Annotated in this window: 11 protein-coding genes; 4 read left to right on the top strand and 7 right to left on the bottom strand. The window is 29.9% G+C overall.

The genetic code is table 11. From position 1 onward, the window contains the following. The first annotated feature begins 53 nt into the window (after positions 1 to 53). On the top strand, positions 54 to 2,486 hold the full coding sequence (locus tag JAO71_RS02040; protein ID WP_202998543.1) for an RNA polymerase beta'' subunit family protein: 2,433 nt from the start codon (positions 54 to 56) through the stop codon (positions 2,484 to 2,486). 155 nt (positions 2,487 to 2,641) lie between these two features. Here the strand turns inward: JAO71_RS02040 and JAO71_RS02035 are convergent, their stop codons facing one another. Further along, on the bottom strand, positions 2,642 to 3,382 hold the full coding sequence (locus tag JAO71_RS02035; RefSeq protein ID WP_054852238.1) for a lysophospholipid acyltransferase family protein: 741 nt from the start codon (positions 3,380 to 3,382) through the stop codon (positions 2,642 to 2,644). Positions 3,383 to 3,460: 78 nt separating this feature from the next. On the opposite strand from JAO71_RS02035, the gene trpS reads away from it, so the two are divergent. After that, a complete protein-coding gene (gene trpS / locus JAO71_RS02030; protein ID WP_116823830.1) occupies positions 3,461 to 4,429 on the top strand; it encodes a tryptophan--tRNA ligase in 969 nt (322 codons plus the stop codon). An 8-nt stretch (positions 4,430 to 4,437) separates the two neighbouring features. Here trpS and dprA read toward each other — a convergent pair whose 3' ends face one another. Then, entirely contained in the window at positions 4,438 to 5,541 is a 1,104-nt protein-coding gene (gene dprA / locus JAO71_RS02025; RefSeq protein ID WP_202998542.1) for a DNA-processing protein DprA, read from the bottom strand. A gap of 104 nt (positions 5,542 to 5,645) precedes the next feature. Between dprA and JAO71_RS02020 the strand changes: the two genes are divergently transcribed. Together JAO71_RS02020 and JAO71_RS02015 are read left to right on the top strand one after the other, a co-directional pair. Beyond that, complete coding sequence (locus JAO71_RS02020; protein ID WP_116823828.1) at positions 5,646 to 6,602, top strand: HU domain-containing protein; 957 nt, start codon at positions 5,646 to 5,648, stop codon at positions 6,600 to 6,602. A gap of 133 nt (positions 6,603 to 6,735) precedes the next feature. Further along, positions 6,736 to 7,245 carry an acyl-CoA thioesterase gene (locus JAO71_RS02015; RefSeq protein WP_028288783.1) on the top strand — a complete coding sequence of 170 codons (510 nt, stop codon included), beginning with the start codon at positions 6,736 to 6,738 and terminating at the stop codon, positions 7,243 to 7,245. A gap of 65 nt (positions 7,246 to 7,310) precedes the next feature. Here JAO71_RS02015 and JAO71_RS02010 read toward each other — a convergent pair whose 3' ends face one another. The 5 genes from JAO71_RS02010 to JAO71_RS01990 are packed head-to-tail and all read right to left on the bottom strand — an operon-like array spanning position 7,311 to position 12,723. Continuing rightward, the gene (locus JAO71_RS02010) at positions 7,311 to 8,543 is read right to left on the bottom strand and encodes a murein hydrolase activator EnvC family protein (protein WP_116823827.1); all 1,233 of its coding nucleotides are present in this window, start codon (positions 8,541 to 8,543) and stop codon (positions 7,311 to 7,313) included. 3 nt (positions 8,544 to 8,546) lie between these two features. Continuing rightward, positions 8,547 to 9,326 (bottom strand): DUF4292 domain-containing protein, encoded by a 780-nt coding sequence (locus JAO71_RS02005; RefSeq protein WP_028288785.1) that lies wholly within the window; start codon positions 9,324 to 9,326, stop codon positions 8,547 to 8,549. Beyond that, complete coding sequence (locus JAO71_RS02000) at positions 9,326 to 10,690, bottom strand: tetratricopeptide repeat protein (RefSeq protein ID WP_202998541.1); 1,365 nt, start codon at positions 10,688 to 10,690, stop codon at positions 9,326 to 9,328. Before JAO71_RS02000 ends, JAO71_RS02005 begins: the two co-directional genes overlap by 1 nt. A gap of 60 nt (positions 10,691 to 10,750) precedes the next feature. Next, positions 10,751 to 11,770 carry a sugar phosphate nucleotidyltransferase gene (locus JAO71_RS01995; RefSeq protein WP_202998540.1) on the bottom strand — a complete coding sequence of 340 codons (1,020 nt, stop codon included), beginning with the start codon at positions 11,768 to 11,770 and terminating at the stop codon, positions 10,751 to 10,753. 2 nt (positions 11,771 to 11,772) lie between these two features. Then, positions 11,773 to 12,723 carry a tetratricopeptide repeat protein gene (locus tag JAO71_RS01990; RefSeq protein WP_202998539.1) on the bottom strand — a complete coding sequence of 317 codons (951 nt, stop codon included), beginning with the start codon at positions 12,721 to 12,723 and terminating at the stop codon, positions 11,773 to 11,775. Between the last annotated feature and the right edge of the window lie 2 nt (positions 12,724 to 12,725).

The following is a 12,725-nucleotide window of genomic DNA, read 5'->3' as shown; positions in this document are numbered from 1 at the left end:
TTTTTATATATTTACATAACAAAACAATAATTATCAAACAATAAAACGCTATAATGTTCATTATACTCTTGCAGCTAGTTAATAAACTTTTAATAAAAAAAACATCAATCACTTTATTTTTAATAACGTTATTTTCAACACCATTAAAAGCGCAAAATATAGACAGTTTATATACAAATTATTTTCAAGACACCCGAGAACTACCTTATCTTCATTTAAATAAGACTACCTTCATAAAAGGTGAAGAAATTTGGTTTCAAGCCTACGTTACAGAACAAAATTCTAATACACTCCATAAAACCACCTCTAACCTTTATGTTTCTATTTTTGATGAAAATGGAAAACAAAAAGAACAACACCTAATTCATATTAAAAACGGTATTGGACATGGAAATATACTTATAGATTCTACATTTACAAAAAATGCATATTACCTAAAAGCCTCTACAAATTGGATGAAAAATTTTAATGAAGATCATTCATTCATTCAAAAAATAACAGTCCTATCGGATCGAGAAAGAGACAATAAAATTTCAATTAACGAAAAAAAGTTCTATGAATTTAAAATTTTCCCAGAAGGTGGTCACCTAATTTCTAATACAATCAACAACATTGGAATATTAATCAAAGATGTTAATAATAGAGGGGTAAAAATATCTAAAGGAAAAATTAAAAATAGGTCAGGAACAGTTATTGGCCAATTTAATACTAATCATTTAGGCTTAGGAAGTGTAAGTTTCTTTACAAAAGAAAATGAAATTTACACTTTTGAAGCAACATTAACTAATGGAACAGTGATACACAAAAAAACTAATTTACCAGAGTTAATAGGTATAACACTTAACACTAATGTTATTGACGATTATTATATTTTAAACATTTTGACAAATGATGTCTCTTTAACAAAGCTTAAAAATAAAAAATATAGGATACTAACTCATAACACTAGAAGCTTTAAAAACATTAATTTTAATAATACCGATAAGACATATACTTTAATTTTAAAAAAGAATGAACTCCCTAAAGGAATAAATATCGTAACAATTTTTAATGAAAATAATATCCCAGTTATTGAAAGATTAATCTTTAATGATTTTGAAGAATTTCAAAATCAATTAAACATATCAAACTCTAAAATTAAAAGTGATTCAATAACGACTACATTAACAAACAATTCTAGTGAAAAACTCTTTTTAAGCGCCTCTTTTTTACCAATAGAAACTAAAGCTTACAAACCGACTAATACCATTAAATCACAGATAGCATTAAAACCCTATGTGAAAGGACATATAGAAAACCCAGAATACTATTTTAATAATAATTATAAGGATTTAGATTTATTGCTTTTAACTCAAGGTTGGAGCAAATATAATTGGGATGATATTTTTAATAACGCGACAGACAGTTATTTTGATTTTGAAACAGGTATAGATATTACAGCAACTTTTAATAAAAAAATAAAATCTAATCAATCGGTATTGATCTTTTCCAAAGCAAACAAATTAATTAGAGAAATTAGTAACGATCAAAATCCTTTAGTTTTAAAAAACACATTTATTAAAAAGAATAGTACCGTAGATTTTGGTTTAAAAATCAACGATAACATATATAAAATAACACCCTACTTGCAATATAGCAATAGTTATTTAAAGGACACATTCAATAAAAACTACTTAATAACTAACAAGGATATTGAATTAGAGACATCTAATTTTGGAGATTTATCTAAAGATATAACAATATTAGATGAAGTAATTCTTTCAGGAAATAAAAGAAAACTGGACAATAAACCTTATGGTGGTGTAACAATGCTAAGAAATATTAAAATGAAGGATTTAATGAATCCTACCGGTGAAACTATAATTCAATTTTTAACCTTTAAAGGCTACCAATATGATGGAAACGGATTTTCACCTAAAGGAATTGACACAAAACGTGATGAACAAAATTCTTCCTCAGAATCTGAAGGTATCGAATTAGACTCTGAAGGACTCGAACCAGACTCTGAAGAACTTGGATCAGTTTCTAATGTAGATGACGATAAATTTAATCGACCACTAGTTAGAGTTTATTTAAATGATAAAGAAGTAACTTTTAATATTTGGGTAATTGAAAATATAAACACAAATATGGTAAAAGAGATATTTTATGGTAAGGTTCCTGGTCGTTTTGCACAAGTTATACATATATATACATTTTCACCTCACGAATATTACTCTAAAAAAACAAGACTTACAAAACTTAAGCTTCCGGTAGGTTTTACAACAGAAAAAGAGTATTATTCACCTCTATATCCTTCTTTTTCAAATTCAACTTTTAGAGAATTTGGTGCAATTTATTGGCAACCAAACATAACTATAGAAGCTAACTCTTCCCTCAATATTACTGTCCCAATCTACTATCAAAAAGAACTTAAGATATTTGTTGAAGGGACCTCTGAAATTGGCACGTTAATTTCTAAAACACAATTAATTAATATAGATTAAACGCTAAATTAATTCTAATGAAATTGAATAAAAGCTCTTCAAGTATTTACTATTAATAAAACACTGTTGGAGGGGTAATTCTTCTCTTAAAGTTAATATAAAATCTGCTTTAAAAGAATTTAAAGTATTTTTTGAAGAGATTTCTGAAACAAAGTTTATTGAATACTGAATAATTGTAATTGCTGTAAAATAACTTGTCTTGATTGTTGGTTTAATACTTTAGTATCATCTGTAGTTAAACCTTCCGTAGGAATAAATTGATGCATTTTAGCTCTTAAAATTCCTGGTCCACCACTAAAAAAGGTATATGAAAAACGTTTTTTATTATCGGCAAACGTAATAGGCACAATTGGTGTTTTATGGTTAATAGCTAATCTAAAAGCACCATCTTTAAATTGGTCCAAAAGCACATGCTCTTCAGGTACCAATCCTTCAGGAAAAATACAAATACTTAACCCTTGTTTAAGTCGTCTTTGCGCTCTTAAAAAAACAGCTTGCCTACTTTTAGCACTACTACGATCCACTAAAATACAAGTACGTTTATAGAAAAAACCAAATAAAGGAATTTTTGACAACTCAGCTTTTCCAACAAACACAAAAGGATTTTTAACAGTAACTAACATTAACATAATGTCAATCATAGATGTATGATTAGCTATAAACATGTAACTTTTATTGGCTTCAGGTTTTTGCTGGTATTCTGTTTTGGTTGGTAAACCCATACCAATTAATATAAATCTAGCCCAAATGCGTGCTAATTTAAAAAAATAGGGATACCAAGATTCTTTTAAAATAGAAAGAATTAAAAGGGGAAATAAAATTATGATTGGTAAAGCAACCATAACATAAAACCAAATACGGTAAAATGTCCAAAAAATATATCTAAATACAATCATTATCTGTCAAAACTAACTAAATTAATTGAGGTATTCTACTAAAAAAATTACCTTTGCTTTTACAACAGATTTATTATTATGTCAAGAATACTTACAGGAATACAAAGTACAGGAACACCACATTTTGGAAACATCATGGGAGCATTACGTCCTGCAATTGCGTTATCTAATGATGACAAAAACGAATCGTTTTTATTTATTGCAGACATGCATTCTTTGACTCAAATCAAAGATGCTGAGACACTTAAAAACAATACCTACTCTACTGCAGCAACGTGGCTTGCATTAGGTTTAGATATTGAAAAAACCGTGTTTTATAGACAAAGTGATATCCCACAATGTACAGAGTTATCATGGTATTTAAGCTGTTTTTTTCCGTATCAACGTTTAACGTTAGCTCACAGTTTTAAAGATAAAGCAGACCGTTTGGAGGATGTTAATGCTGGATTATTTACTTATCCAATGTTAATGGCTGCAGATATTTTATTGTATGACGCAGATATTATACCTGTTGGAAAAGACCAATTACAACATATTGAAATGACACGTGATGTCGCTTCTAGATTTCATGCCAAATTAGGCGAAACTTTTGTTATACCACAAGGTAAAATTCAAGAAAGCAATATGCTAATTCCTGGAACTGATGGTGCAAAAATGAGTAAAAGCAAGGGTAATACGATCAATATTTTTTTACCAGAAAAAAAATTACGTAAACAAATTATGTCTATTGCTACAGATAGTACACCTCTTGAAGAACCAAAAGATTGGTCTACATGTAACTGTTTTGCTTTATATAAATTATTGGCTAATGATGAGCAACTAGCTACAATGAAAGCTAATTACGAAAACGGTAATTACGGTTATGGTCATGCTAAACAAGCGCTTTTTGAATTAATCCTAGCTACTTTTGAAACCGAACGTGAACGCTATAACCATTACATGGCTAACCTTGATGAAGTTGATGCAGCTTTAGAGAAAGGAGCCGAAAAAGCTAGAAAAGTTGCTAATGAGGTATTAGCAAGAGTTAGAGCTAAAGTTGGATATTAATATAATATCTAAATAACCTCAAACAATTTTCCAGGTAGTGGTCTAACCACTCCTTTTAATTCCATATTAAGCAATATGCCAGCTAGTTTATAAGTTGGCATATTGCAATTTATAGCAATACTGTCTAATAATTGCTTGTCATTTTGCTTCAAAAAGTTATAAATTGTTTTTTCGTTATCATCAAGCTGCACAAATAATTGCTTTTGTACTACTGGTTTTTTCAAATCCTCTAATTGCCAATTTAAAATATAAGGTACATCTAATGGTGTAGATAGTAAATGTGCTTTTTGTTGTTTTATTAAATTATTGCAACCAACACTTTGACTATCTGTAACTCGACCAGGAACAGCAAAAACATCTCTGTTATATGAATTTGCAATATCTGCTGTAACCAGACTACCGCCTTTTTCGGCAGACTCAATAACAATAGTGGCTTGGCTTATGCCTGCAATTATACGGTTTCGTTTTAAAAAATTATTACGATCAAAACTATCACTACTCCAAAAATCTGAGAAAAAACCTCCATTATTTTCAACCTCAGCAACATATTTTTTATGGACCTTTGGATAAATTTGATTTAATCCATGTGCTAAACAACCAATAGTTTGTAGGTTGTTTTTTACTGCTGCTTTGTGTGCAGTAATATCTGTACCATAAGCAAAACCAGAAACTATAATTGGTTTGTAAATAGCTAATTCTTCGACTAATTTCTCACAAAAAGCAATACCTGAAGTCGTTATTTTTCTAGCTCCTACAATACTTACAATATGTTTATTGTTTAAATTTATGTTTCCGCTTTCAAATAGTAAAATTGGACTATCAATACAATGTTTTAAATTTTGAGGATAAGTATCATCAGTAAAATGATGGTATTTTATGTTTTCATCTTTAATAAATCTCAACTCATCTTCAGCAGCATCAAGGTGATTGGTTAGAAATAATTCGTTTAAAATAATTTGACCAATACCATCAATTTTTAATAGGTTTTCTTTTTTCTCTTTAAAAACTGCTTCAGCACTTCCACATTGTTTAATTAGCTTTTTTGCGGTTGTATCACCTATTTTTGAGACATGTTGTAAGGCTAAAGTGTATTTTAAATGGTCTTCGTTCATTTTTATTATACTGATTTTGAAACTACAAGAAAAGAAATTTAAATCTGTTAATAAATAATTAGCCCTAAATTTTATTGGTTTTCAAAAAATTCTAACTTTGTTTTATGCAATTAGAACAATATATAAGCGATTTATTATACAGATATGATTGTGTTACAGTACCTGAGTTTGGTTCTTTTTTAACACAACGTCAATCTGCACAAGTACACGATAGTACTAATGCATTTTATGCACCTACAAAAAGTTTAGCTTTTAACGAGCAAATCCAAACTAATGATGGGTTACTTGCTAGATATATAGCTGATGTAGAAAAAATATCTTTTGAAACTGCATTACAAAATTTATCAAAACATGTTAGGACTTTAAGATCTTATTTGTCTGAAGGTAAAACTTTAAATTTTGAAAATATTGGTGACCTTGTTTACAACCAAGAAGGTAAAATAGAATTTAGTCCATCTTATCACATCAATTATTTGACTGATGCTTTTGGATTATCTCAATTTGTATCACCAGCTATCACAAGAGACGTTATACAACCTAAAGAAGAGGTTGAGGTTATTACCGAAGAAACTATTGAAAAAGTTATTCCTATAACTGAAACTATAGAAGAACGCAATAGCAAACCGTATTTAAAATATGCTGCTGTCGCTGTTATTGCTTTAGGAATATCTGGTTTAGGTTTTAATAACTACCTTAACACTGTAAACCAACATAATCAAATAGCGCAAGAAGAAGCTAACACAAAATTAGATAGCCAAATCCAAGAAGCAACCTTTGTAATAAACAACCCTTTACCTGCTATAACTTTACAAGTTAACAAGCAATCTGGACAATATCACATTGTTGCTGGTGCTTTTAGAGAAGAAAAAAACTCTGACAAAAAAGTAGCTCAATTACAAGACGAAGGATTTAAAGCGCGTAAAATTGGTAAAAACAGACATGGTTTACACCAAGTAGCTTATGCAAGTTATACGTCAAGAGAAGACGCATTTGAAGCTTTAAACACCATTAGAGCAGAACAAAATAAAGACGCTTGGTTGCTTATTAAAGCTATAGACTAAACTAAGTACTAAATAGATTATAAAAACCTTAAAGAAGATAACGCTTTAAGGTTTTTTTATTCTTAATAAATTGTAAAATCTACTCTCAAAATATTTAAATCAGCTTACCTTTGCGCTTGAAAAGAAAAAAACCATGAACTCAAGAACAGCAGAAGACTCTAGAACCATATTAACAGATTTAGTTTTACCTAGTGAAACTAATCCATTAAACAACCTTTTTGGTGGCGAATTGCTAGCTAGAATGGATCGTGCTGCAAGTATTAGTGCACGACGTCACTCTAGACGTATTGTTGTAACAGCATCTGTAAATCATGTTGCTTTTAATAAAGCAGTTCCTTTAGGAAGTGTTGTTACTGTTGAAGCAAAAGTTTCAAGAGCATTTAAAACCTCAATGGAAATTTATATTGATGTTTGGGTAGAAGACAGAGAGTCTGGAAGCAGATCTAAAGCTAATGAAGCTATTTATACTTTTGTTGCAGTAGACGAAACAGGAACACCTGTTACTGTACCAGAATTAGTGCCAGAATCTGATCTAGAAAAATCTAGATTTGACGCAGCCTTAAGACGAAAGCAATTAAGTTTAGTATTAGCAGGAAAAATGAAACCTAATGATGCTACTGAACTAAAAGCATTATTTGAATAATATAAAAACCCACTGCTTATACAGTGGGTTTTTAATTTTATTTCTTTTTTATAAAGTTATAAATTTTACATTTTATAAATCCACTCGGCTGGATTTATTGAGCTATTGTTTTTATACAAACTAAACCATAAAAGGGTTTCACCAGTACCATCAGTAAACACTTCACCAATCTGTTGTTTAGTAGCTACCTTATCTCCAGTTTTTACATAAATCTTTTTAAGGTTATGGTAAGCTGTTATATAGTTACCATGTTTTATTAAAACTGTTGGATTACCACGTTTTTGAACAATAATTTTTAAAACTTCTCCTTTAAAAACGGTTCTTACAATAGCATTCTCTTCGGTAGCAATACGCACACCTCTACTATTTATAGATAATGAGGCATCTGTTGGATGACGTTGTATACCATACTTTACCTTAACCAAACCTTTTTCGACTGGCCAGATTAGTTTTCCTTTATTACTTAAAAAATCTGCTGCTAATAGTTTAGCTTCGGGTGTTAAGGCAAATGTGGTTGACGAGTTAGCTTTGGTATTAGTTTTACCAGCTTTTTTATTAGAATTAGCAATAGCTTCCTTGATTATTCTATCAATCTCTCGATCAATTGCTTTAGCTTCTTTTTGCTTTTGTTTAACCTGAGCAGTATATTTTTTAAGGTCTTTTTTAATAGATGCCATGATTTGCTCATGTTGTTTCATATCTACCTCTAAAGCTTTTTGTACTTCTCTATTTTCTGCAATAAGTTTGTCTTTATCTGCTTTTTGCTTACTTAATTCTAAATTTAAACTTTGCAGTTTAGCTGCTTTTTCTTTAATATTCTCTCCTTGTTGCTTTTGGTATTTAGAGTACTGATTCATGTACTGTAAACGCTTATAAGCTTGTCTAAAGTCATTAGAGGACAATAAAAACATGACGCGACTTTGACTACTTTTATTTTTGTAGGTATTACGTATAGTTTTAGCGTAATTATCTTTTAAAATGGCTAATTCTTCTCTAAGATTAGAAATCTTTTTTTGATTAGTATTAATAGACCTAGTTATTAAATTAGCTTGTTGATTGGTTACTTTAATTAAGTTACGTCTAACATTTAATTTATAATTTAAATCCTCTATTAAAGAGGTTTGACTTTTATGTTTAGATTGATTTTTAAACAACAAATTATTAATTTGTTTAATCTGATTTTTAATCTCTAAACGCTGAGCTTCTAATTGATCTATTTTATTTTTTTGCGCTAAAGCGGAAGTATTGCCCAACAACACTAAAAAAGTAATACTTAAAAGTAGTAAACGAAGCTTCATATATTACAATTCAATTTTTGTAAAACCAGATGGTATTTTAAACGGAAAACGAATGTTTTCGTTTAACTTAACAGATTTTAATTCTAGATTAATCTCTAATTCGTCTTCGTCCTCAACAGCCAAAATTTTAGTCTGTTCTGGTATTGTTTTATTATCTACTTCTTGATAAGTTAAATAATCAATATGTAAAATACGTTTGTTTTGAGGTTGAGATATTTCTTGAGAATCCATTTTAAAATGACTAGGATTTACAAACAAAAACAACTCGAATAAATCACGTTGTTTTTTAGGTTCTAAAATATAAGATTTATCGTTTGCAGATAATTGATACTTGTCGTCGTTTAAATTAAATAACGATTGACCCAATAACATGTTTTGAACTTTATCAAAATCTAAATCAGTCCCTAAAAGATTACTTAAATAGTCAAAATCACCATCAAAATAAGTGTTATCCCATTTATTATAAAAAGCGACTCTAGTTGGTGTTATTAACGCTCTAACTATTGAAACAGGAGTGGAAGTAATTAGTATTTGCTTATCCTTTTCTATTTTAAGACTAACGGTATAGTTTTGAGAACTACCTTTTTGAGTTGTTCCTATTTTAAGTCTAGCAATTAAAGTGTTAAAATCTATATTTGCATTAACACTGTTTTTAATAAGCTGTTTAACTTTTAAACCAGAATCAACTTGACCATCAGCCACTAATGTTTTAGATCCTTTACAGCCAGAAACTATTAGTATTAAAACTAATACAGTAGCTGCTATGTGTGTTTTAAATTTCATTAATTGATACCTTCTAATTTTTTAGCTTTATCTGTAAACGACTTAGCTTTAGATAAATTGTTAGTTATTGTATATGCTTTAGCTAATTGATTATAAAAATCAATTTCCATTTTAGTGTCATCTATAATATAATCTAATCCTGTTTCTAGACTATTTATAGCATCTTTTGGACGATTTAAATAGTTTAATGCAACACCATTTGCTAAATATAATACAGGTTGCGCAGGAAAAACTTCTAAACCTTCATTACTTCGTGCTTCGGCTAAATCAAATTGTTTTAAGTCTATATGTAATAAGATTATGTTGCGTAAAATACCGAAATTTTCCTCTTCTTTTTGCAAAGCTTCTTCATAAAAACTTAGTGCTTTTTGTTTTTCTCCCTTAAGTAAATAATATTGTGCCAACTCTACTAGTGTTTTACCAGAAGATTCAATTTTAGTCAACATTGAGGTAACTTCTACCAAATCCTGCTCATACTGTTGATTTTTACTAACAAATTTGACAAAATCTGCCAATACTTTTATTTTAGATTCTGGGTTGATTTTAGAGCTTTGTAAAGCCACTTTCATTGACTTAATAGCTTTATCATTACTACCTTCTTCTAAATAAAATTTATATAAAGCTAAATGTACAAGCTCTGACTTTGGGTTGACTTCAAGTAATTTTTTAGCAGTTTCAAATGCTTTTTTAAGGTCACCACTTTCACTGTAACGATAAATTAAACGTAGGTAGGTGTCTTCTGATTCTGGGTTTTTACCTACACGATCTTCTAAGTTTGCAATTTGGTCTTTTTTACGTCCTGTTGCGTTGTAAATTCTATTGCGTAAAATGTCTCGCTCTTTGTTGATACCTAGATCGTCATCTAGCTCGTCTAAAATTTTAAGAGCTTCTTTAAAATCGCCTGTTTGCATATAGATGTTGGCTAAATCCTCCTTATAATCTGGATGATATTTAACCAGTTGCTTAACCGTTTTTATGGCTTTTTTGTATTCTTTTTGCTGAATGTATGTGCTATATAATTCATCTAAAAACCATTCGTTATCTGGTACTTTAGTGACTGCTTTTTTTAATGCATCTTCTGCTGCCCCAAAGTTTTTTAAACTATTGTAGTTTTTACCTAATTCAAAATATAAAATAGCATCACTATCGTCCAAAGCAATACATTTTAAGAGGTTGTCCACTGCACGTTGGTAGTTTTCTATACCTTTTTGTTTTAGAGCTTCAAAAAAATGCTCTTGAAAAGCATCAGAGACATCACCTAAATCATCATTAGGTTTAGCGTCAAAATCCACTTGCGCAATATTTACCTTTGGAAACAAAAGTAAACCAAGCGTAATAAGTACTATGTAAAACTGTTTTTTCATGTTTTTGGATGCTGCGCTAAACACTAACTGATTTTATATTTATATAAAAAATGAGGTTGACTATTCTAAAACCGAATAATCACCTATACTAATTTTGGTGAATTTACCATCATACTTGACATGGTTACCAATCATAGCTTCGTCTAAATTAGCATTTTTTATAGACGTATGATTTTGTATTAAGCTATTTTTAACTGTTGAATTTTCTATAACACAATTATTTCCAACTGAAACATAAGGTCCAATGGTCGTGTTTTTTAGCACCACGTTTTCACCAATATAACAAGGCTCTATAATTGTTGAGTTTTCATTTTTTACAGTAGATGCTACTAATTGCTCTTCTCCATCTGCTGTTAAAAAGCCTAGCATGCGTTGGTTAGTTTGAAGTGTAATGTTTTTGTTTCCGCAGTCCATCCACTCACTTACTTCTCCTGTTTTAAAAATTTTACCGTCTGCCATCATCCCTTTAATACCATCGTTAATTTGGTATTCTCCACCATTAATAATATTATTATCTAAAACGGTTTGAAGTTGGTCTTTTAGTTGGCTAACTTCTTTAAAATAGTATATACCAATAACTGCTAAATCACTAACAAATTGTTCTGGTTTTTCAACAAGCTCAACAATCTCTTTATTATCGTTTAATTTAACTACACCATAGGCTTCTGGTTGTTCTACTTGTTTTACCCAAATAACAGCATCTGCCTCTGGATCTAGATTAAAATCTGCACGTATTAAAGTATCTGCATAAGCAATAACTGCTGGTCCAGATAGACTGTCTTTAGCACACATAATTGCATGTCCTGTACCCAATGGCTTATCTTGTCTGTATATAGATGCTTTAGCACCCAAACTGGTTGCTAAATCTTTCAAACTAGCAACCACATCATCACCAAACCAAGCTGGATCACCTAATACAAAAGCAACTTCTGTAATTGGTTGGTCTAATACTTTTGCTATATCTTTTACTAATCTGTGGACAATAGGTTGTCCTGCTACAGGAATTAATGGTTTTGGTACTGTTAAACTGTGTGGTCTTAGACGAGAACCTCGTCCTGCCATAGGTACTATTATTTTCATATTTAATTGTCTGTAATTTGAATATTATATTTTTTTGCTATTGTATTGAATACGTCTTGTTTACCTTGATTTTCTAGCTCTTGATACAATATTGCAATAAATTTTTCGGCATCGTTTTTATAAGGTGATTGCATTTCAATATATAACACGTAAGCTTGCATCATATTATCTAAAGCATTTTCAAAATCGTTATCCAAAGCATAAATACGTCCTAAACCATAATAAGTTTCTGGGTCATTTTTAAAAACTTTGCCATATTGCCTGTATGCTTTCTTAGCTTTATCAAATTGTTCTAGATAACCATAAGTAACTGCAATATTCATTAAAGGCATTCCTCCTTTTGGATCTATTTTTAGTGATTTTTTATAACACTTAATTGATTCTTTATAATCACCTAACTCTTTATAAGTACGTCCCAAATTGTCCCAAGCAAATGCAAAATTTTCATCTTCTTTTATTGCTTTTTTATAAAATGAAAGTGCTTTTTTAAACTCTTGATTATCATAAGCGATTAAACCTTTATTGTAGTATTCTGTAGCTTTTTCTTTATTTGAATATGAGTTTTCTAAAGTTTCATCTTCGGTAAAATAAATGGTTTCCATGTCTCCACAAGTATCTAACAGATAGGATTCTATTTCTTGATAATCTGCATCAGATATCACGATATTTAGTTTATCTGAAGCAACAGTTAAAGTGTCTGTTTTGGTTAAAGACTTATTTATAGTATCTGAAACAGCAGACATAGACTTGTTGATTTGCCAAGCCATATTTGCAGAGGTTATGCAAGCTTTAATCTCTTCGCTTTTTTGAACTTTACTTAAATTTGTTTCAATTTTACCAATACAATCACATGCATCATAAGCGACATCAACAATTTTTTCTGAATTGTCTTGGGCTAATAAAGCTGTATTACTAATTAATAACAGAGTAATTACTGTGATGATTGATTTCATGG

The organism is Olleya sediminilitoris (assembly GCF_016785945.1).
Classification (GTDB): domain Bacteria; phylum Bacteroidota; class Bacteroidia; order Flavobacteriales; family Flavobacteriaceae; genus Olleya; species Olleya sediminilitoris.
The sequence above is the reverse complement of the archived record's forward strand: the minus strand, read 5'-3'. Positions and strand labels throughout refer to the sequence as shown.